15 protein-coding genes and 3 tRNA genes are annotated in these 21,852 nt (G+C 30.7%); 9 read left to right on the top strand and 9 right to left on the bottom strand.

From position 1 onward, the window contains the following. Positions 1–38: 38 nt before the first annotated feature. The 5 genes from BM549_RS00180 to BM549_RS00160 all read right to left on the bottom strand — a co-directional run bounded on the left by BM549_RS00180 (position 39) and on the right by BM549_RS00160 (position 2,701). Positions 39–200 carry a hypothetical protein gene (locus BM549_RS00180; protein WP_290468398.1) on the bottom strand — a complete coding sequence of 54 codons (162 nt, stop codon included), beginning with the start codon at positions 198–200 and terminating at the stop codon, positions 39–41. 78 nt (positions 201–278) lie between these two features. Continuing rightward, positions 279–352, bottom strand: a tRNA-Arg gene (locus BM549_RS00175). A gap of 18 nt (positions 353–370) precedes the next feature. Further along, a tRNA-Pro gene (locus tag BM549_RS00170) sits at positions 371–445 on the bottom strand. A 30-nt stretch (positions 446–475) separates the two neighbouring features. Beyond that, positions 476–564: transfer RNA gene (locus tag BM549_RS00165), tRNA-Ser, on the bottom strand. A 91-nt stretch (positions 565–655) separates the two neighbouring features. Beyond that, positions 656–2,701: an HDIG domain-containing metalloprotein gene (locus BM549_RS00160; protein ID WP_290468397.1), complete on the bottom strand. Its 2,046-nt coding sequence runs from the start codon at positions 2,699–2,701 to the stop codon at positions 656–658. Positions 2,702–2,838: 137 nt separating this feature from the next. On the opposite strand from BM549_RS00160, the gene BM549_RS00155 reads away from it, so the two are divergent. Then, positions 2,839–4,014 (top strand): acetyl-CoA C-acyltransferase, encoded by a 1,176-nt coding sequence (locus tag BM549_RS00155; protein ID WP_290468396.1) that lies wholly within the window; start codon positions 2,839–2,841, stop codon positions 4,012–4,014. Positions 4,015–4,037: 23 nt separating this feature from the next. Continuing rightward, on the top strand, positions 4,038–4,787 hold the full coding sequence (locus BM549_RS00150) for a C40 family peptidase (protein WP_290468395.1): 750 nt from the start codon (positions 4,038–4,040) through the stop codon (positions 4,785–4,787). 51 nt (positions 4,788–4,838) lie between these two features. Here the strand turns inward: BM549_RS00150 and BM549_RS00145 are convergent, their stop codons facing one another. Together BM549_RS00145 and gyrA are read right to left on the bottom strand one after the other, a co-directional pair. Continuing rightward, positions 4,839–6,077, bottom strand: coding sequence for a tetratricopeptide repeat protein (locus tag BM549_RS00145; protein WP_290468394.1), 1,239 nt, complete (start codon positions 6,075–6,077; stop codon positions 4,839–4,841). A gap of 26 nt (positions 6,078–6,103) precedes the next feature. After that, a complete protein-coding gene (gene gyrA, locus BM549_RS00140) occupies positions 6,104–8,635 on the bottom strand; it encodes a DNA gyrase subunit A (protein WP_290468393.1) in 2,532 nt (843 codons plus the stop codon). 423 nt (positions 8,636–9,058) lie between these two features. Between gyrA and BM549_RS00135 the strand changes: the two genes are divergently transcribed. From BM549_RS00135 to BM549_RS00125, 3 genes are all read left to right on the top strand, one after another. Then, the gene (locus tag BM549_RS00135; RefSeq protein WP_290468392.1) at positions 9,059–11,617 is read left to right on the top strand and encodes an ATP-dependent Clp protease ATP-binding subunit; all 2,559 of its coding nucleotides are present in this window, start codon (positions 9,059–9,061) and stop codon (positions 11,615–11,617) included. A gap of 73 nt (positions 11,618–11,690) precedes the next feature. Then, positions 11,691–12,086, top strand: a complete 396-nt coding sequence (locus BM549_RS00130) for a hypothetical protein (RefSeq protein WP_290468391.1) — start codon at positions 11,691–11,693, stop codon at positions 12,084–12,086. Between the two features lie 232 nt (positions 12,087–12,318). Then, entirely contained in the window at positions 12,319–12,714 is a 396-nt protein-coding gene (locus tag BM549_RS00125; protein WP_290468390.1) for a hypothetical protein, read from the top strand. Here the strand turns inward: BM549_RS00125 and hutH are convergent. Next, positions 12,678–14,189, bottom strand: coding sequence for a histidine ammonia-lyase (gene hutH, locus BM549_RS00120; protein ID WP_290468389.1), 1,512 nt, complete (start codon positions 14,187–14,189; stop codon positions 12,678–12,680). The two genes, BM549_RS00125 and hutH, sit on opposite strands and share 37 nt — an antisense overlap. 133 nt (positions 14,190–14,322) lie before the next feature. On the opposite strand from hutH, the gene BM549_RS00115 reads away from it, so the two are divergent. Beyond that, positions 14,323–15,366 carry a TlpA disulfide reductase family protein gene (locus tag BM549_RS00115; RefSeq protein ID WP_290468388.1) on the top strand — a complete coding sequence of 348 codons (1,044 nt, stop codon included), beginning with the start codon at positions 14,323–14,325 and terminating at the stop codon, positions 15,364–15,366. 68 nt (positions 15,367–15,434) lie between these two features. Here BM549_RS00115 and BM549_RS00110 read toward each other — a convergent pair whose 3' ends face one another. Beyond that, positions 15,435–16,997, bottom strand: coding sequence for an NAD(P)H-hydrate dehydratase (locus tag BM549_RS00110; RefSeq protein WP_290468387.1), 1,563 nt, complete (start codon positions 16,995–16,997; stop codon positions 15,435–15,437). Between the two features lie 152 nt (positions 16,998–17,149). Between BM549_RS00110 and thrA the strand changes: the two genes are divergently transcribed. Genes thrA through thrC form a run of 3 tightly spaced genes read left to right on the top strand, consistent with a single transcriptional unit; the run spans position 17,150 to position 21,852 of the window. Then, the gene (gene thrA / locus BM549_RS00105; RefSeq protein ID WP_290468386.1) at positions 17,150–19,594 is read left to right on the top strand and encodes a bifunctional aspartate kinase/homoserine dehydrogenase I; all 2,445 of its coding nucleotides are present in this window, start codon (positions 17,150–17,152) and stop codon (positions 19,592–19,594) included. 9 nt (positions 19,595–19,603) lie between these two features. Continuing rightward, on the top strand, positions 19,604–20,524 hold the full coding sequence (locus BM549_RS00100) for a homoserine kinase (protein WP_290468385.1): 921 nt from the start codon (positions 19,604–19,606) through the stop codon (positions 20,522–20,524). Positions 20,525–20,556: 32 nt separating this feature from the next. Next, positions 20,557–21,852 carry a threonine synthase gene (gene thrC / locus BM549_RS00095; protein WP_290468384.1) on the top strand — a complete coding sequence of 432 codons (1,296 nt, stop codon included), beginning with the start codon at positions 20,557–20,559 and terminating at the stop codon, positions 21,850–21,852.

Raw genomic sequence — 21,852 nt, 5'->3', positions numbered from 1 at the left:
TTAACCCATTTAGCAGAAAATTAACTACTATATTAAATTTATTCTTCTTCGTTAGATACTTTTTTTGATCTTTCTACTATTGCTCGCAAGCGTTCTTTTCTAGTAATTTTTTCTCGACGAAGTTTATTTTTCTTCCTACCCATTAACTTAGAATGTTTAGCTTTATTCTTTGTGTTTTTGGCGCTTCCAGATTTTGCCATGAGTATAGAATAGGTTTTATAATAATTAAAAAGGATTTAAAACAAGAAATCCCTTTCAAATTAATGAAAGGGATTCTGTGAGCCCTGAAGGATTCGAACCTTCGACCGCCTCCTTAGAAGGGAGGTGCTCTATCCAGCTGAGCTAAGAGCCCTTAGCACTTAAAAAATAGTCGGGGTGGCAGGATTCGAACCTGCGGCCTCCACGTCCCAAACGTGGCGCGATAACCGGGCTACGCTACACCCCGAAAATTATTGTTTTGTGTTAATTTAAACTGCGGAGAGACAGGGATTCGAACCCTGGGTACCTATTTCTAGGTACGACGATTTAGCAAACCGCTCCTTTCGGCCACTCAGGCACCTCTCCAATTTTGTAATGAACGTTGCAATAAATTGCGGATGCAAATGTATAACAACATCCTAAATAACGCAACAAATTTACCTATTTTTTTTAATAATTATTCTGGATATTCAATTCTTAAATGGTAAATGTTTGCTAGCTTGCGTTTTAGCACTTTTTTAATATGTTGAATTTCTTTAAAAGTAATATTTGCATTCAAAAATTGACCATCTTCCATTTGCTTATTTAGTATGTTTTCTACAAAACTATCAATTTTTGTAGCGCTTGGTTCTTTTAAACTTTTAGATGCTGCTTCTACACTATCGCACATCATTAATATTGCTGTTTCTTTACTAAATGGTTTTGGGCCTAAGTATGAAAAATCTTCTATATCTATATTTTCATTTATTGCCTTCTCTTTCATATAAAAATAATAAACTGTACTAGTACCGTGATGTGTTCTAATAAAATCTATAACTCGATCTGGTAAATTATTTTTCTTTGCTATTTCAATTCCATTAATAACATGATCTACTATAATGTTAGCGCTTTCTTTTGCTGAAAGTTCATCATGAGGATTTAATCCTGAAGATTGATTTTCTGTAAAATATGTAGGGTTTTTCATTTTACCAATATCATGATATAATGCTCCTACTCTAGTTAACATTGCGTTTGCTCCAATTTCATTTGCCGCAGCTTCAGCTAAATTAGCAACGTTTAAGGAGTGATGAAATGTTCCTGGAGCTTCATCTGCTAAACGTTTTAAAAGTTTTGAATTAGTATCTGACAATTCTAATAAAGATACATCTGAAACTAATCCAAAAAGCTTTTCATATATATATATTAATGGTTGTACAAATAATGTAGCTAAACCGCATAAAACAAACATTGCAAATGTTTCCCATTTTAAATTTTCTATACTTCCTTCATGGATTACAAAAAACGCAAAATATGCTATTATATATACTAGCGTTATTTGACCAACGGATATAAATATATTGGCGCGTTTATACAATTCTGATACTGTTAAAATAGTTACTATTCCTGCGATTATTTGTAAAAACATATATTCATAACTATTAGGTACAATAGAGCCTAATAATAATACTGTTATTACGTGAGTAAATAGGCCTAATCTTGCATCGAAAAAAGCTTTTAAAACTAATGGTAATACTGCTATTGGAACTATATAAATAAATGAGACATTATAACTAACGATAAGAGTGGTTAAAAGAACCATTAAAAATACATTGAAGAATATAAAGGTGACTTTTGTATTGTTATTATATACGTCTAATCTATATTTTTGTAAAAAAAGCAATAGCATTAATAATGCTAAGGCTACTAGTAATGTATAAGCAAATACAATCAAATTATAATTTGATTGTGTCCAAACTTGGGATTGATATTCTGACTCTAACGATTTTAATATTTTGTATTTATTGCCTTCTACAACTTCTCCTTTAGAGATTATAAGTTGATCTTTTTCTACGCTTCCTCTAGTATATGATAAGGTTTTTTCTGCCTCAATTAATGCTTTGTCTGTTAGGTTTTTATTGTATTCTAAGTTTGGTTTTATTATATTAAAAAACAGGTTTTTTAATGCTATTTTATAAGCCAATAAATTTTCTTTCTTAAGTTCTGCTTCTATTTTATTACTAACATCTTTTAAAGTATATATATTAGAATACTGTGTTTTGCTTTTTTCTACTCTATCTTCTAATATTGTTACATTAGATAGTTTTGAAAAAGATAAATCTTCGTCAACAATTCCATAACTATATAAATCGTTTAAAATTGTTTTTCCTCTATTGTAAATGGTTGAAGCAGAACCATAAACCGAATCTGGAAATTGAGCTTTAAACTCTTTTTCATATTGTTTTTTTACTTCTGGGAATACTGTAGAATTTATATTAAAATATTTTATAGCATTTTCTGCTATTTGTTTTTTTTCTGCTTCTAATTCTTCATTTGTTTTTTGAATTGCAAAATTAAATGGCGCATATAAGGTTTCTGATTGCCAAGGTTTACCTTTTTCAAAATCATACTTAAATCTTCCGCTCTTTGGGAATAAATAAACTACTAAAAACGTGGTACATATAAAAAGAATTATTTTATATATAAGAGAATGATTTTTATAAAAAGAATTAATGAAGTCTTTCATTTTAAAGCTAATAGATTTCTATAGAAAATCAAATGTAATAAATCTTGACTTCTAATAAGAGTTATTATCTCTCTAAGGTTCTCATTTTTTATAAAAAATCCTTAATTTCGCAAGAATTAAAATAAAGTCTCATAATTATGAAAGAAGTTGTTATTGTTTCTGCTGCTAGAACTCCAATTGGAAGTTTTCTAGGTGCATTATCTACTATACCTGCTCCAAAACTTGGTGCAATTGCTATAAAAGGTGCTCTTGATAAAATTAATTTAAAGCCAGAATTGGTTGAAGAAGTTTTAATGGGAAATGTTGTACAAGCAGGAACAGGTCAAGCTCCTGCAAGACAAGCTGCAATATTTGCTGGAATTCCAAATACCGTACCTTGTACAACCATTAATAAAGTTTGTGCATCTGGTATGAAAACAGTTATGCAAGCCGCTCAAGCTATTGCTTTAGGTGACGCTGAGATTGTTGTTGCTGGAGGTATGGAAAATATGAGTTTAATACCACACTACTACCATGCAAGAACTGCTACTAAATTTGGTCCTGCCAAATTAGAAGATGGTATGCAAAAAGATGGTTTAGTTGATGTTTACGATCAAAATGCAATGGGCGTTTGTGCAGATGCTTGTGCGACAGAATATGACTTTTCTAGAGAAGACCAAGATGCTTATGCTATACAATCTTACAAAAGATCTGCTGCTGCTTGGGAAACTGGAAAATTTAATAATGAAATTGTACCTGTTGCTGTGCCACAAAGACGTGGTGATGATATTATAGTGACAGAAGATGAAGAATTTAAGAATGTAAGAATGGATAAAATTCCTGGATTACGACCTGCATTTTCTAAAGATGGAACTGTAACTGCTGCTAATGCATCTACTATTAACGATGGCGCAGGAGCTATGGTTTTAATGAGTAAAGAAAAAGCAGAAGCATTAGGTTTAAAACCTCTAGCTACTATAAAAAGTTATGCAGATGCCGCCCATGAGCCAAAATGGTTTACTACAGCACCAGCAAAAGCTTTACCAAAAGCTTTAGATAAAGCTGGAATTGATATTAAAGATGTTGATTATTTTGAATTTAATGAAGCATTTGCTGTTGTTGGGTTAGCAAATATGAAAATTTTAGGATTAGAAGATACAAATGTTAATGTTAACGGTGGTGCTGTATCTTTAGGGCATCCATTAGGTTGTTCTGGAGTTAGAATACTTATAACTTTACTTAATGTTCTTGAACAAAATAATGCTAAAATTGGTGCTGCAGCTATTTGTAATGGTGGTGGTGGCGCATCAGCTTTAGTTTTAGAACGTAATTAATATTCTATATCTAAAAATAATAAATGCTATACGGAATTTGTAACTTAAGTATTGTTCCTTTAAGACTTGAAGCATTAGATACCAGTGAAATGGTTTCACAGGTTCTCTATGGTGATCTTTTTAAAGTTGTTGAAGTACGCAAATCTTGGGTAAAAATCCGTTTAGCATTTGATAAATATGAGGGTTGGATTGATATTAAGCAGTATCAAGAAATTACAGCAGATGATTATAAAATTTTAACTTCTGAAACTCCAAAGCTTTCAAAAGATTTAATAGAATTTGTAGAAGCTGAAAATCAAGAGCTATATTCTATTCCTTTAGGATCTCAATTAAATGCTCTTTCGTTATTAAAACACACTTTTGACGGTGATATATCTAACGGAACACAAGATAAAAGCCAGTTAATTTCTACTGCTTTTAACTACTTAAATGCTCCATATCTTTGGGGAGGAAAAACGCCTTTTGGTATAGATTGTTCTGGTTTTACTCAAATGGTCTATAAAATTAACGGATATAAGTTATTACGTGATGCTTCACAACAAGCTACGCAAGGTGATGCTTTAAGTTTTATTGAAGAAAGTGAACCAGGAGACCTTGCTTTTTTTGATAATAATGAAGGTGCCATTACTCATGTTGGAATAATCATGAAAGATAATTATATAATACATGCTCATGGTAAAGTTAGAATTGATAGGCTAGATCATTCTGGGATATATAATGTTGACAAAAAAATACATACTCATAAACTTAGAGTTATTAAAAAAATAATATAAAAAAAACCACTAATTAAAATTAGTGGTTTTTTTTATAAATAAAGTCTCTAATTAGATTCCGTATTTTTCTTTAAGAGCTTTAGCTTTTGCTCCTTCATCAATAGCAATATATATATTAACTAATGTTCTTGCAGCATCTATATTATCGTCACTAATAGATAATACTTTTTCTAAGTATGGTACTGCACTTTTGTATAATTCTAAACGTTGACCTTTTAACTCATCGTATCTTTTATCATCTTTTGCACTACTTCCAAGACCATTCATCTCTTCAATAATTGCCTGTTCATCACTTAATAATAAAGAAGCCATATTAGTTAATGCATTAACGTAGTTAGGATCAATTGCTAAAGTTTTTTCATAATAAGCTTTAGCTTCATCATTTTTTCCTGTTTCTGCAGACAAAACACCTAAATTATATAATAAATCAACATTATTTGGGTCTTTATCAACTGCTTGCTTTATAAGTAATGCATACTCATCTACATTCCCAAGTTGGTATTGAGTATTAGCTTCTGTAATAATTAAATTTATATCATCTGGGTTTGCTTCTCTTGCTTCTTTAATAGCTGCTAAAGCCTCTTCTTTTTTTCCTTGGTTTAAATAGATAAGAGCTATGTTTTTTGTTATCTCTCCTTTTTTAGATTCGGTTTCACGCTCACCTGGATTAATATGAGTTTTTGTTTTATTTACATAAAGATCTCTTACGTTTTTAGCAAATACTTCTTCTTTTCCAGTTTCTTTGTTAGTAGCATAATATTCAGTTTTAACACCATCATAACCAATTTTATTTAATTCTTTATAGAATTTTAATGCTAAATCGTAATCTTGACCACTAATAGCACTAATTGCTGCAAAATATAAATATTCTTGATCTGCTGAATCTAAATCATATAATATTGAAAATAATTTAGCAGCTTCAACAAAGTTTTTAGAACTATAAGCAGCGTTTGCTTTAGTTAAAAATTCATTTTTAATTACTTGTTTTGTTTGCTCAAATTCTGAAACATGCTTACCATCTACTTTATTAAAATTTTCTAAAGCTTTTTGTAAATCTGCTGGTGCTCCTGCTCCATTGGCATAAAAAGCTTTTGCTGATGCAAAATAAAATTTAGATTTCATTTTATCATCCATTGAACCTAACATTGGTTCTAATTGAGAAACCATTGCTTTAGCTTCTGAATAGTTATTATTTTTAATTGCTTTCTCTAGTTTTTTTAATTCTTTTTTCTGTGCAAAAGAAAAAAGTGTTACCATTAAGGCTAATGAGAGAATTAATTGTTTTTTCATTTTAATAGTTATTTGTTATTTGTGTTTTATTCTTCTTCGTTTGAAGCAAGAGTCGTGCCATTGTTAGTATCATTAGTGTTTTCTACACCTTCAGTACTTTCATCTATCACTTCTTCTTCTTCATGCATTACTTTTGCTACGGCAGCAATTGAGTCTTTTCCTTTTAGGTTTATAAGTTTAACTCCTTGTGTTGCTCTTCCCATTACACGTAAATCTGCAACTGCCATTCTAATTGCTATACCAGATTTATTAATAATCATTAAATCATCTTCATCTGTTACATTCTTGATAGACACTAAGTTACCGGTTTTTTCTGTAATTGAAATAGTTTTTACACCTTTTCCTCCACGGTTAGTAATTCTATAGTCTTCTAAACTTGAGCGTTTACCATAACCATTTTCTGAAACAACAAGAATATTACTATCCATATCGTTTACAGCAATCATACCTACTACTTCGTCGTTTTCTTCGTCTTGTAATCTAATACCTCTTACTCCAGAAGCTCCACGTCCCATTGGTCTTGTTTTTGCTTCTTCGAACCTAATGGCTTTACCAGATTTTAATGCTAACATAACTTGGCTTTCACCTGTTGTTAATTTAGCTTCTAGTAACTCATCATCTTCTTTAATTGTTATGGCGTTAATACCGTTAGTTCTTGGTCTAGAGTATTGTTCTAAAGAAGTCTTTTTAACTTGACCTTTTTTAGTTGCCATAATTACGTAATGACTGTTTACATAATCTTCATCTTTTAAATCTTGAGTACAAATAAACGCCATAACTTTATCGTCTTGCTCAATATTTATAAGGTTTTGTATTGCCCTACCTTTAGATGTTTTAGAGCCTTCTGGAATTTCGTAAACGCGCATCCAGAAACATTTTCCTTTTTGAGTAAAGAACAACATGTATTGGTGGTTTGTACCAACAAATAAGTTTTCTAAAAAGTCTTCGTTACGTGTTGTTGATGCTTTTTGCCCAACACCACCTCTATTTTGAGTTTTGTATTCTGTAAGAGATGTACGTTTAATATAACCTGCATGAGAAATTGTAATTACAACTTTCTCATCTGGAATCATATCTTCAATACTTAAATCTCCACCTGCATATTCTATTTTAGAGCGACGTTCGTCTCCATATTTATCTCTAACTAACTGAAGTTCTTCCTTTATTATAGTCATTCTACGATCTTTTTTATCTAGAATATCTTTAAGGTCTTCAATAGTTTTCATTAATTCTTCATATTCTGCACGCAGTTTATCTTGCTCTAGTCCTGTTAATTGACGTAGACGCATTTCTACAATTGCTTTGGCTTGAATTTCTGAAAGTTCAAATTTTTCAATTAATTTTGCACGTGCTTCGTCTGCATTAGATGATGCTCTTATTAATGCTATTACTTCATCTATATTATCTGAAGCTATAATTAAACCTTCTAATATATGTGCTCTTTCTTCAGCTTTACGTAATTCGTATTTTGTTCTTCTAACAACAACTTCATGTCTATGTTCTACGAAATAATGAATAAGCTCTTTTAAGTTTAATAATTGAGGTTTTCCATTTACTAATGCTATATTGTTTACACTAAATGAAGATTGTAATGCTGTGTATTTGTATAGTTTGTTTAATACAATATTTGGTATTGCATCTCTTTTTAAAACGTACACAATACGCATTCCGTTTCTATCAGATTCGTCTCTAATACTAGAAATACCTTCTAATTTTTTATCGTTTATTAAATCAGCAGTCTTTTTAATCATGTCTGCCTTATTAATTTGATAAGGAATTTCTGTTACAATAATACATTCTCTACCTTGAACTTCTTCAATATTTGCATTACCACGCATTACAATTCTTCCTCGTCCGGTATGAAATGCTTCTTTTACGCCATCGTAACCATAAATAATACCACCAGTTGGAAAATCTGGAGCTTTAATGTGCTGCATAAGCTCATCAATCTCGATATTATTATTTTCTATGTATGCAATTGTACCATCTACAACTTCTGTTAGGTTATGTGGTGGCATATTAGTTGCCATACCAACAGCAATACCAGATGCGCCATTAACAAGTAGTCCTGGAATACGCGTTGGAAGTACGGTAGGTTCTTCTAAAGTATCATCAAAATTTAATTTATGGTCTACTGTCTCTTTGTCAATATCTGCTAACATATCTTCAGATATCTTACGCATTCTTGCTTCGGTATAACGCATTGCTGCTGGACTATCACCGTCTACAGAACCAAAGTTTCCTTGACCATCAACTAACATATAACGTAAACTCCATTCTTGAGCCATACGCACCATTGCATCATATACCGAGGTATCACCATGTGGGTGATATTTACCTAAAACCTCACCAACTATTCTTGCAGATTTTTTATGCGCACTATTTGCTCTAACACCTAATTCATGCATACCATAAAGCACACGTCTGTGAACTGGCTTTAAACCATCTCTTACGTCTGGTAAAGCACGTGACACAATGACTGACATTGAATAATCAATGTAAGCCGATTTCATTTCATCTTCAATATTAATCGGAATAAGTTTCTCTCCTTCTGCCATATATATTTAAGTTATTATTTATAGTAATTTCAAAACGTGCTAATATAACTATTTCATTAGTCATAGTAGGCTTTTAACCTTATTTTTTTAACAGTTTTTATTAACAATTTTAATGTGCTTTTTAGTTAATAACTATCTTGTTAATTGTTTTGATTTTATAAACTTTTTTTTGTCTATTAGCATATAATACTATGTCTTACACTAAATTATGGAAAAATAAATATATTTCCTTTTCAATTTGCAAATAAAAATATAGCCGTAAACTACACTATACTTTGCTTTTTGCTTTATTTTTTGAAAAATAAAATTCGTTTATTTTATTATAATTTTAACTAAACATTTCAATTGTCATATTATTTAAGGTACAGTTTTTGCCAATTATATTATGATTTTATTAAATTTAATGACGAAAGGAACAACTATATGGATGATAATTTTTCACCAAGAGTAAAGGATGTAATTGCTTACAGTAAAGAAGAAGCACTTCGTTTAGGTCACGATTTTATCGGGACAGAACACCTTATGCTTGGTTTATTAAGAGACGGAAACGGTAAAGCTATTAATATTTTAAATGCTTTAGATATTGATTTAAATCATTTAAGGCGTAAAGTTGAAATATTAAGTCCTGCAAATCCCAACGTTACGATTACTTCTAACGAAAAAAAGAATTTACACCTTACTAGGCAAGCAGAACGTGCTTTAAAAACAACCTTTTTAGAAGCTAAACTTTTTCAAAGCACTTCTATTAATACAGCACATTTATTGTTATGTATTTTAAGAAATGAAAACGATCCCACTACCAAACTTTTAAATAAGCTTAAAGTGGATTACGATAATGTTAAAGAACAATTTAAGTCTATGATTACAAGTGACGATAACTATACAGATAATTCCAACGAGCCAAAAGCAGAGTCGTTTCAAGATGACTCTCAAGGCAATGATGGTAACGAGTCTAAAGATATTTTTAATACTCCTACAGGAAAAGGAAACAAAAAGTCTAAAACTCCTGTTTTAGATAATTTTGGCCGCGATTTAACAGCAATGGCCGAAGAAGGCAAACTAGATCCAGTAGTTGGTAGAGAAAAAGAAATTGAACGTGTATCTCAAATTTTATCACGTAGAAAGAAAAACAACCCATTACTCATAGGAGAACCTGGTGTTGGTAAAAGTGCCATTGCAGAAGGTTTAGCTAATAGAATTGTTAAAAGAAAAGTGTCACGTATTTTATTTAATAAACGTGTAGTTACTTTAGACTTAGCAAGCTTAGTAGCAGGAACAAAATACCGTGGTCAATTTGAAGAACGTATGAAAGCCGTTATGAACGAGCTTGAAAAAAATGATGATGTTATTTTATTTATAGATGAAATTCACACCATTGTTGGTGCTGGTGGAGCAACAGGTAGTTTAGATGCTTCAAACATGTTTAAACCCGCATTAGCAAGAGGCGAAATACAATGTATTGGCGCTACTACTCTAGATGAGTATAGACAATATATAGAAAAAGATGGCGCTTTAGAACGTCGTTTTCAAAAAGTAATTGTAGAACCAACCACTGTTGAAGAAACAATTGAAATTTTAAATAACATTAAAGGTAAATACGAAGAACACCACAATGTTGATTATACAGATGCTGCAATAGAAGCTTGTGTAAAATTAACAAATAGGTACATGACAGAACGTTTTTTACCAGACAAAGCTATTGATGCGTTAGATGAAGCTGGATCTAGAGTTCACATTACAAACATCGATGTACCAAAGCAAATTATTGAATTAGAAAAAAAGCTTGAAGAAGTAAAAGCAACAAAAAATTCTGTTGTTAAAAAACAAAAATACGAAGAAGCAGCACGTTTACGTGATGACGAAAAACGTATTGAAAAAGAATTAGCTATTGCTCAAGAAAAATGGGAAGAAGACACTAAACTTCACAAAGTTACAGTTACTGAAGACAACGTAGCAGATGTTATTTCTATGATGACTGGCGTACCAGTAAACCGTATAGCACAAACTGAAAGCAATAAATTAGCAGAATTACCAGACCTTATTAAAGGAAAAGTAATAGGTCAAGACGATGCAGTAGCTAAAGTAGTAAAAGCCATACAACGTAATCGTGCCGGACTTAAAGATCCAAACAAGCCAATTGGTTCATTTATATTTTTAGGTCAAACAGGAGTTGGTAAAACACAATTAGCAAAAGTACTTTCTCGTGAGTTATTTGATAGTGAAGAATCACTTATTAGAATAGACATGAGTGAATACATGGAAAAATTTGCTATTTCTAGATTAGTTGGTGCGCCTCCAGGATACGTTGGTTACGAAGAAGGCGGACAATTAACCGAAAAAGTTAGACGTAAACCTTATGCGGTTGTCTTACTTGATGAAATTGAAAAAGCACATCCAGATGTTTTTAATATGCTATTACAAGTTTTAGATGATGGTTATTTAACCGATTCTTTAGGACGTAAAATAGACTTTAGAAACACAATAATTATTATGACTTCTAATATTGGAGCTCGTAAATTAAAAGATTTTGGTACAGGAATTGGTTTTGGTACAGCTTCGCAAAAATCTCAAGAAGATGCTAATGCACGTGCAGTAATACAAAACGCTTTAAAAAAATCGTTTGCACCAGAGTTTTTAAATAGAATTGACGATGTAGTTGTATTTAATCCTTTAGAAAAAGAAGATATTAATAAAATAATTGATATTGAATTAGATAAATTATTACTTCGTATTAAAGGTTTAGGCTATACACTTGAATTAACAACAGCAGCTAAAAACTATATTGCAGACAAAGGTTTCGATAAACAATATGGTGCTAGACCGTTAAAAAGAGCTATTCAAAAATACGTAGAAGATGCTTTAGCCGAAGAAATAATAACAGCTCACATAACAGAAGGTGATATTATTAAAATGGATTTAGACAGTAAAACCGATGAGATTAAGATCTCAATTGAAAAAGCACAAAAATCTACAGAATCATAAAAATTTAATTATAATTTACACCCGTTAATCCTGCAAAATTTGATAGTTTTGCGGGATTATTTTTTTTTATATAATGAATCTCCCAACAACACTACCAAATCATACTATTACTCTTGCCTTTGTAGATATTAGTTTTTTTGAAAACTACTTTATTGGCTCTTTTAAAGAAGGCGAATTAGTAACAAAAGAAAAAACTGAAACCATAACAAAGCTTGCACTAGATTTTTATAAAAGCAAGCCTTTTGTTTATATTTCTAATCGCGTAAATTCTTATGCTGTTGATCCTTCTATTTATCGTTATATACTATCTGTTAAAAATTTAGCTGGATTTGCTGTAGTTTCTAAAAACACTATTGCACTAAACAATGCAAAATTCGAAAAATTGTTTTTTAAAAAGCCATTTGAAACATTCAAAACAATTGATGAAGCTATACAATGGAAAAATATGCTTTTAAAAAATCACAAATAGACAAAAACATAAAATTTAAAGTCCATTTAACTAGCTCTAAATTAATGCTTAAGCGCTGTTTTTGTGTTTTCTATAAATTACACGATTATTTACAAAAACCATTTCGTTTCACGCTTTAACCTTTCTTTTTTACTTTTAATCGAATAACAAATCTAGCAGAACAATGTAAAACACTAAATACCAATGTAATATATAAATTTGATCATTATTAATTTCCCATTCCCTCAATGCTATGATGTCAAATATAAATTTTGGTAATATAAAATTCTTCAATAATCATATTATATATGAAATTAATGAAGGCGTAACTGTCTCGCTCTCTAAAAATAGAGTTTTAGTAGAACTTGCTTTAAACTACTTTAAAGGCAAGCCATTTGTTTTTATTGTAAATAGAAAACATTCATATTCTGTAGACCCTATGATTTACAGTGAAATTTCAAGAATTGATACATTAAAGGGTATCGCTGTTGTTACTACAGACACTAAAAAAATTGTGTCTTGTAAAATTGAAAAATTATTTTCTACAAAACCTTTTGAGCTTTTTCCTAATATTGAAAAAGCAACTAATTGGGTAAACGATTTAATTTTAAATTACCCTAATGATTCCTCTAAATCTATTGCAAGTTGATTTATAAAATTAATTGAAGCAGCAATATCATCATGTAATACTTCATCTTCTTCTATAAAAGGAACTTCGGTTCTATAAGCCTGTAAAAAAGACTCTATAAAATCACTAGATTTTAAAGGACTTCTAAACGCTAATGCTTGTGATGCATTCATTAGCTCGATTGCTAAAATACGTTCTACATTATTTACTAAAGTAAAAGCTTGCGTTGCAGCATTTGCTCCCATACTAACATGATCTTCTTGTCCATTACTAGATACAATAGAATCTACAGAAGCTGGAGAAGCTAATTGTTTATTAGCACTTACAATACTTGCAGCAGTATATTGTGGTATCATAAATCCAGAATTTAAACCTGGATTATTTACTAAAAATGCTGGTAAACCTCGTAAACCAGATACGAGTTGAAACACACGTCTTTCAGATATGTTTCCTAATTCTGCCATAGCAATCTTTAAATAATCTAATGCTAAAGCTAATGGTTGACCGTGGAAATTTCCGCCAGAAATTATTTCATCTTCCTCTGAAAAAATATTTGGATTATCGGTTACCGCATTTATTTCAGTTTTAAAGGTTTTAAGTACAAATGCCAAAGTATCTTTTGTTGCACCATGCACTTGTGGAATACATCTAAAAGAATAAGGATCTTGAACGTGTTGTTTTTCTTGAATAATAACTTCACTCCCATCTAAAAAAGTTCTAATTCTTTCAGCGGTTTTTAACTGTCCGTTATGTGGTCTAACCAAATGTATTAACTCATTAAAAGGTTCTATTCTACCATCAAAAGCATCAATAGAAATACTTCCTATTAAATCTGCCAAGTAAGATAATTTATAGCTTTTTAACAATAAATGTACACCATAAGCACTCATAAACTGTGTACCATTTAATAGCGCTAAACCTTCTTTAGATTGTAGCTGTATTGGTTCCCAATTAAAGGCCTTAAGCAAATTTTCTCCAGTGATTACATTACCGTTATAATTTACTTTTCCTTTTCCTATTAATGGTAGCGATAAATGCGCTAATGGTGCTAAGTCACCAGATGCTCCAAGAGATCCTTGAGTATAAATTACTGGTAAAATATCATTATTAAAAAAAGCTATTAAACGTTCTACTGTTGCTAATTGACTACCAGAATGCCCATAATTAAGCGATTGTATTTTTAATAGTAACATTAGTTTAACAATCTCCTGCGGTACTTCATCACCTGTACCACAAGCATGAGACATTACTAAGTTTTCTTGAAGCTTAGTTAAATTATCTTTAGATATTTTTACATTATAAAGCGAACCAAAACCTGTATTAATTCCGTAGATAGGTTTTTCTTCTTCTTTAAGTTTATTGTCTAAATAAAATCTACAATTTTGAATACGAGTTTTAGATTCTGGAGACAGTTCTAAGGTTTTTCCTTGGGTAATAATCTCATTAATAGTAGTTAACTCTAAAACTTGGTTCGATATAAAATGAATATTGCTCATTAATTGGTTTAAATTTCTATCAAAAATGAAAAAACAAAGCGTATTATACAAGTATTGTTAATAATTTATCAATTATGTGACATTGTTAATAGAATCTATTATTTTTGAATAAACTAAAATGATTTTTAAAAACATGAAAAAACTATTATTATGCTTGTCTGTTTTTGCAATTGTAGCATGTAAAGATGAAGCACCAAAGGATTACGTAACCCTTTCTGGTAAAATTGAAAACAAAAGCAGCGACTCTCTATTTATATACCAAGGTAGAACATTTAGTAAAACAATTAAAGTAAATGAAGATGGTACTTTTACAGATACTTTAAAAGTAGCGCCTGGTATGTATGGTGTTTATGATGGTAACGAGTCTACAAGTTTATATTTAAAAAATGGTTATGATTTAAACCTTACTTTAAACACTAAGGAGTTTGATGAAAGTATTAAATTTTCTGGCGAAGGTGCAGAGGCTAACAACTATTTAGTTGAAAAAGCATTAATGCAAGAAAACCTAATTGAACCAAGTATTTTTGATCTTGAAGAAGCAGATTTTAATGCTAAAGTTGTTGAACTTGAAAATGAAATGAATACTTTTTTAGATAAAAATGCAACAGCATTAGATTCTACACTATTAGCAAACGAGAAAATGCAAATTAGTCAATTTAAACCAGGTATTACTGGAGCATACAAACAACAACAAGCTAGAGCAGCACAGTTTGCATCTTATATTGGCAAACCATCACCAAATTTTGATTTTGAAAATGTAAAAGGTGGAAAAACAGCTTTAACAGATTTAAAAGGTAAATATGTTTATATAGATGTTTGGGCTACTTGGTGCGGACCTTGTATTAGAGAGATTCCAGATTTAAAGAAACTTGAAAAAGATTTTCATGATAAAAACATTCAATTTGTAAGTGTATCTGTTGATGATGGACGCGGTTTTAAAGGTGATGTAGCAGCAGCAAAAGAAGGTTGGAAAAAAATGATTGCAGAAAAAGAATTAGGTGGAATTCAAGTAATTTCAGATAATGGATGGAAATCTGACTTTGTTCAAGGTTTTAAAATTAACGGTATTCCTCGTTTTATTTTAATTGATCCGGCAGGAAATGTTGTAAATGCAGATGCTCCAAGACCTTCAAGCCCAAAGCTTAGAGAAGTTTTAAATAATTTAGAGAATATCTAATTCTTTAAATAAAATATATTTATAAAAAACACCTAACATAACGTTAGGTGTTTTTTTTATATAATTAATTACTTCTTGTTTTCTGAGTCTGCTTCTTCAACTTGTGGCTGCTCTGGCTGTTTAAACAAATCTAAGTAGGCTAAAGAAATACCATTTATTACATCACTAGCTAATAAACTTTGATAACCAAAATCTTCTAATAAAACATCGGCACTTTTACCGTGTAAGTACACACCAAATAAAGTAGCTTGTAAAGCATCATAACCTTGAGAAATTAAACCAGTAATTACACCTGTTAAAACGTCACCTGTTCCTGCTGTAGCTAATCCTGGATTACCAGTTGCGTTTACAAATAATTTATCATTGAAAACGGTAATTGTATTAGCTCCTTTTATAACAACTATTAACTTATATTTTTTAGCAAATTTTTTGGCTTTTTCTAATTTATCAAAATCGTCGTTCCACTTTCCTATTAAACGTTCTAATTCTTTTGGGTGTGGTGTTAAAACGGTTAACTCTGGTAATAACTTTAGTAAACCTTTCTTTTTAGATAATATGTTTAATCCATCTGCATCAATTACAAGTGGTTTTTTGTTGGCTTTTAAAAAGTTTTCAAAAGCTAAAATAGTTTCATCGTGTGTTCCTAAACCAACACCTATTCCAATTACTGTTGGATCTATTTCTAAATTTATACCTGTTATTTTTTCATCATCTGCATCTGTTAAAACCATAGCTTCAGGTAAAGCGGTTTGCAAAGGTATGTAGCCACATTTTGGTACATAAGCAGTAACCTTTCCTGCTCCTGCTGCTAAAACTGAACGACTAGCTAAATTTACTGCTCCTATTTTACCATAACTACCGCCAATAATTAAACTATGGCCAAATGTGCCTTTGTGGCTATATTTTTCTCGAGGTTGATACATAGGAAGTATTTCATTTTTTCCTATTAAATCTGCCTCAGTTGCTGTAGTATATAAATATTCAGGATCTATACCAATATCTAATACTTCCCATTGTTGTGTGTATTTTGCAGTTTCTGGTAAAAAGAACACTAATTTTGGTGTTTGAAAACTTAACGTATAACCAGCTACAACAACCGCTTCTTGGTCTTCTACAGCTTTATCTGTATGTAAACCAGACGGCAAATCTATTGATAAAGTAAAAGCTTTCGTGCTTCTAAAAAATTGAAAAAGTGCTTTTACCCAAGCGTCAATTGGTCTATTTAAACCTATACCAAAAACAGCATCAACAATAATATCTTTAGTATCAATTTGAATATCATTAAAATCATCTGCACAACTTAATAATGTTGGCCAATCTTTTGTTGTGTTTTTAATACGGTCGTAATTAATTAAAAAGTCTTTAGATCGTTTATCACTACAATTAACTATATATACTTTAACATTATAGCCATGTGTTATTAAATGCCTAGCAACTACTAAACCATCACCACCATTATTACCAATACCACAAAATACATGAATTGGCACTTGTGCGCCTTGCATACGCATGTGTAACCAATTAAAAATTTGTATTCCTGCTCGCTCCATTAAATCGGTTGAAGAAATTTTTTGTCGTTCTTGCGTTTGCTTATCGCCAGCGTAAATTTGTTCTTTTGAGAAAATTTTCATTTAATATTTTTTAACTTAGAGACACTTTTATCTATAATTTTGTAATGAATTTGCTTTAAATTTAGAATAGCATAAAAATGAATGATTAGTTTTCTTATTCAGGTAAAAGTAATACATTTCAGTATCATTTATAAATATTTAATTCAACACAAATGCAAGTACTTAAATTTGGTGGAACATCTGTTGGTTCTTCAAAAAATATAAATAGGGTTATAACAATTCTAGAAAATTACGCAACAAAAGATAAAGTAATTTGTGTTGTTTCTGCTGTTGGTGGTATTACAGACAAACTACTAAAAGCTGGACGCTTAGCACAAAAAAAAGACGAAGACTATCTATCTGAATACAAAACAATTAAATCCATACACTTAAAGTTGTTATTAGAGTTAGTGCCAAGTAAAAACAAAGCTATTTCTAAGACCATAGAAGATAAATTAAAGCAATTAAAAGAACTGCTAGATGGCATTTATTTAATTAATGAATTATCTCCACAAACATCGGATAAATTAGTAAGTTTTGGAGAATTACTATCTTCTTTTATAATTACCGAAGCTTTAAAATACAAAGGCGTTAATGCAAAAAGAAAAAACACTCAAGATTTAATTGTTACAAACTCTAATTTCACAAAAGCTGAAGTCGATTTTGAAACGACAAATTTAAAAATTAGAGATTATTTTAATGAGAGTGATTATAGCATAACCCTAGTTCCAGGCTTTATTTCTAAATCTAATAAAGGAGAAATAACAACTTTAGGTCGTGGCGGTAGTGATTATACAGCGGCCATTATTGCAGCAGCATTAAATGTAACACAGTTAGAAATCTGGACAGATGTTAGTGGTATGTATACTGCAAACCCTAAATTAGTTAAGCATGCTTTTCCTATAGAACGTATTAGTTACCAAGAAGCTATGGAATTATCACATTTTGGTGCTAAAGTTTTATATCCGCCAACAGTGCAACCTGTTTTAGATTTAAATATCCCTATACATATAAAAAACACCTTAAAACCAGAAGCTTTAGGTACAATAATTTCTAATGAAAATAATAACAAATCTAACATTGCAACTGGTATAACTAATATTAATAATATTGCGTTACTAACCTTGCAAGGTAACGGTATGGTTGGTGTTCCTGGTTTTTCTAAACGTTTATTCGAAGTTTTAGCTCAAGAAAAAATTAATATTATTTTAATTACACAAGCATCATCAGAGCATTCAATATGCTTTGGTATTTTACAAAATGATGCAAGTACAGCTGAAACGGCAATAAATACTGCATTCGAGCATGAAATTTCAATTCATAAAATAGATCCTATAATTGTTGAACTTAACCTATCTATCATAGCTTTAATTGGAGATAATATGAAAAACCATCAAAGTATTAGTGGTAAAATGTTTAGCACATTAGGAAAAAACAACATTAATATTAGAGCTATTGCTCAAGGTGCATCAGAAAGAAATATATCTGCTGTTATTGCAGAAAAAGATGTTGAAAAAGCTTTAAATACAATACATGAACGCTTTTTTGAAGACAATAATAAACAACTCAATGTTTTTATTACAGGAATTGGTAATGTTGGAGAAAAACTAATAGACCAAATCGAGCAACAGCACGAATTTTTAAAGAAAAACTTAAAACTAGATGTAAGAATTATTGGTCTTGCAAATTCCAGAAAAATGGTATTTAATGCTAATGGTATTGACCTAAAAAACTGGGCAGCACAATTTCATCATGCAGATAAATCTACTCTTGAAGGCTTTTTTGAGAAAGCAACTCAGTTAAATTTACGCAATAGTATCTTTGTAGATGTTACTGCAAACGAAGCTGTTTCTAAAATGTACGCAGGCTATTTAAAAAATAGTATTGCTGTTGTTGCTTGTAGTAAAATAGCATGTTCTAGCGATTATAAAAACTACAAACATTTAAAAGATTTATCTTTAAAATACAATACGCCTTTTTTATACGAAACTAACGTTGGTGCAGGTTTGCCAATAATAAATACATTAAATAACCTTGTGGCTTCTGGCGACAAAGTTACCAGTATACAAGCAGTTTTAAGCGGTAGTTTAAATTTTATATTTAATAATTTTAATGATCATACTAATTTTCATGACACTGTAAAACGTGCACAATTTGAAGGCTATACAGAACCGGACCCAAGAATTGATTTAAGCGGTATTGATGTAGCTAGAAAGATGTTGATTTTAGCCAGAGAAAATGGAGGCACAATGGATATTGATGCTATTGAAAACGAATCGTTTTTAACAAAAGCAAATTTAGAAAGCGGATCGGTAGATGATTTTTACAAAACACTTAAAAAAGACGAAGCTCATTTTCAAGCATTATACGCCAATGCAAAAGCAAAAGATTGTCAACTTAAATATGTAGCAGAATTTAAAAACGGTAAAGCTAAAGTTGGCCTTCAAGAAATACCTAACAATCATCCATTTTCAAATTTAGAAGGTAAAGATAATATTGTAATGTTTTACACACAACGCTATCCAGAACAGCCACTAATTGTTAAAGGTGCTGGTGCTGGTGCAGATGTAACTGCATCTGGTTTATTTGCAGATATTATAAGAATAGGAAACAACTAAAACTGCAAAATGAATCAAATAAAAATCTTTTCGCCGGCAACGGTTGCAAATGTTTCTTGTGGTTTCGATGTATTAGGCTTTTGCTTAGATACTATTGGAGATGAAATGGTTATTAAAAAAACCATAAAAAAAGGCATAAAAATAACCAAAATTGAAGGTTATAATTTACCTTTTAAAACCGAAGAAAATGTTGCTGGAGTTTCTGCTTTAGCCTTAATTGAAGCATTAAAGCCAGATTGTGGTTTTGAGATAGAAATTTATAAAAAAATTAAACCAGGAAGTGGTGTTGGTAGTAGCTCTGCAAGTGCTGCAGGAAGCGTTTGGGCAATTAATGAATTGTTAAACAAACCTTTTAATACAACAGAAATAACAAATTTTGCAATGAAAGGTGAAGCTCTAGCAAGTGGTTGCGAACATGCAGATAATATTGCTCCTGCTCTATTTGGTGGCTTTACGTTAGTAAAATCTGTATCTCCTTTAAATGTATTGCAATTACCAACTCCAGAAGATTTATACGCAACAATTATTCATCCGCAAATAGAAATTAAAACATCTCAAGCACGAGCCATTTTACCTAAAGAAATTCCACTTCAAAATGCCATTACACAATGGGCAAACGTTGGAAGTTTAGTACATGCACTGCATACAAATAATTATAATTTATTAAGTGATGCGCTTCAAGATGTAGTTGTAGAACCTTATAGAAGCCAATTAATACCTAACTTTAATTCTATAAAAACACAAAGCATTACTGCTGGTGCGTTAGGCGTAGGTATTTCTGGATCTGGGCCATCAATATTCGCTTTATCCAAAGGAGAAGAAACAGCAAATAAAGTAGCAAAAGCTATGAAAAAAGTCTATTCTAATACAACGATTGATTTTGAAGTATATGTTTCAAAAATCAATAAACAAGGCATGAAAATTATATAAAAATAAAGCATTTCCGGTAACGGAACATTATTATGAAATACTACTCACTAAACCATAAAGCCGAAAATACAAGTTTTAAAAATGCTGTTGTTAAAGGTTTAGCACCAGATAAAGGATTATACTTTCCTGAAAACATAACACCATTACCAAAATCTTTTTTCGATAATATTCAAAATCTAAGTAATACCGAGATTGCCTTTCAAGCTATAAAACAATTTGTTACACCAGATATTCCTGAGCAGGTTTTAAAAACTATTATAGATGAAACGCTATCTTTTAATTTTCCTGTTGTAAATTTAAGTGAGCATATTTCTACTTTAGAACTTTTTCATGGACCAACAATGGCTTTTAAAGATGTTGGAGCTAGATTTATGGCAAGATGCTTAGGCTATTTTAATAAAGAAAACAGTAACGAAGTCACAGTATTAGTAGCTACTTCTGGAGATACTGGAGGCGCAGTGGCAAATGGATTTTTGGGTGTAAAGGGAGTAAATGTTGTTATATTATATCCTAGCGGAAAAGTAAGCGATATACAAGAAAAACAATTAACAACATTAGGAAATAATATTACAGCATTAGAAGTTGATGGTGTTTTTGATGATTGCCAAGATATGGTTAAGCGTGCATTTTTAGACGAAGATTTAACAAGTAAAATGCAGTTAACCTCTGCAAACTCAATTAATGTTGCGCGTTGGTTACCACAACTTTTCTATTTTATGTTTGCATACAAACAATTACATAAAAAACATGAAAACATTGTATTCTCGGTACCTAGCGGTAATTTTGGAAATGTTTGCGCTGGTATGATGGCACAGCAATTAGGGCTACCAATTAAACACTTTATAGCTTCTAATAATGAAAACAATGTTGTTACAAATTACTTACATACAAAGGAGTACAAACCAAAACCATCTGTACAAACTATTAGTAATGCAATGGATGTTGGTAATCCAAGTAATTTTATAAGAATTAAAGAAATCTATAAGAATAATTTCGATAGTTTAAAAACAAACTTATCCTCATATAGTTTTAATGATATTGAAACTAAAAAGGCTTTAAAAGAAATTTTTGATAACTATAATTATGTAGCAGATCCACATGGCGCTGTTGGATATTTGGGCTGTAAAGCCTATTTAAAAGATAATAAAAATAGCCATTGTGTGTTTTTAGAAACAGCACACCCAACTAAATTTTTAGATGTTGTGGAAGAGGTTATAAAAGAAAAACAACCATTACCAAAACAAATTGAGGCTGTTATGGATAAAGAAAAAGTTTCAACTCAAATAAGTACTTATAATGAGTTGAAACAGTTTCTTTTAAGTAAGTAA

The organism is Lacinutrix sp. MedPE-SW, from assembly GCF_001874145.1.
GTDB lineage: Bacteria > Bacteroidota > Bacteroidia > Flavobacteriales > Flavobacteriaceae > Lacinutrix.
The sequence above is the reverse complement of the archived record's forward strand: the minus strand, read 5'-3'. Positions and strand labels throughout refer to the sequence as shown.

What these genes read in the sequence shown, in the direction of transcription:
- BM549_RS00180 (WP_290468398.1), bottom strand. Translation starts at nt 200, where the DNA reads ATGGCAAAATCTGGAAGCGCCAAAAACACAAAGAATAAAGCTAAACAT.
- BM549_RS00160 (WP_290468397.1), bottom strand. Translation starts at nt 2,701, where the DNA reads ATGAAAGACTTCATTAATTCTTTTTATAAAAATCATTCTCTTATATAT.
- BM549_RS00155 (WP_290468396.1), top strand. Translation starts at nt 2,839, where the DNA reads ATGAAAGAAGTTGTTATTGTTTCTGCTGCTAGAACTCCAATTGGAAGT.
- BM549_RS00150 (WP_290468395.1), top strand. Translation starts at nt 4,038, where the DNA reads ATGCTATACGGAATTTGTAACTTAAGTATTGTTCCTTTAAGACTTGAA.
- BM549_RS00145 (WP_290468394.1), bottom strand. Translation starts at nt 6,077, where the DNA reads ATGAAAAAACAATTAATTCTCTCATTAGCCTTAATGGTAACACTTTTT.
- gyrA (WP_290468393.1), bottom strand. Translation starts at nt 8,635, where the DNA reads ATGGCAGAAGGAGAGAAACTTATTCCGATTAATATTGAAGATGAAATG.
- BM549_RS00135 (WP_290468392.1), top strand. Translation starts at nt 9,059, where the DNA reads ATGGATGATAATTTTTCACCAAGAGTAAAGGATGTAATTGCTTACAGT.
- BM549_RS00130 (WP_290468391.1), top strand. Translation starts at nt 11,691, where the DNA reads ATGAATCTCCCAACAACACTACCAAATCATACTATTACTCTTGCCTTT.
- BM549_RS00125 (WP_290468390.1), top strand. Translation starts at nt 12,319, where the DNA reads ATGATGTCAAATATAAATTTTGGTAATATAAAATTCTTCAATAATCAT.
- hutH (WP_290468389.1), bottom strand. Translation starts at nt 14,189, where the DNA reads ATGAGCAATATTCATTTTATATCGAACCAAGTTTTAGAGTTAACTACT.
- BM549_RS00115 (WP_290468388.1), top strand. Translation starts at nt 14,323, where the DNA reads ATGAAAAAACTATTATTATGCTTGTCTGTTTTTGCAATTGTAGCATGT.
- BM549_RS00110 (WP_290468387.1), bottom strand. Translation starts at nt 16,997, where the DNA reads ATGAAAATTTTCTCAAAAGAACAAATTTACGCTGGCGATAAGCAAACG.
- thrA (WP_290468386.1), top strand. Translation starts at nt 17,150, where the DNA reads ATGCAAGTACTTAAATTTGGTGGAACATCTGTTGGTTCTTCAAAAAAT.
- BM549_RS00100 (WP_290468385.1), top strand. Translation starts at nt 19,604, where the DNA reads ATGAATCAAATAAAAATCTTTTCGCCGGCAACGGTTGCAAATGTTTCT.
- thrC (WP_290468384.1), top strand. Translation starts at nt 20,557, where the DNA reads ATGAAATACTACTCACTAAACCATAAAGCCGAAAATACAAGTTTTAAA.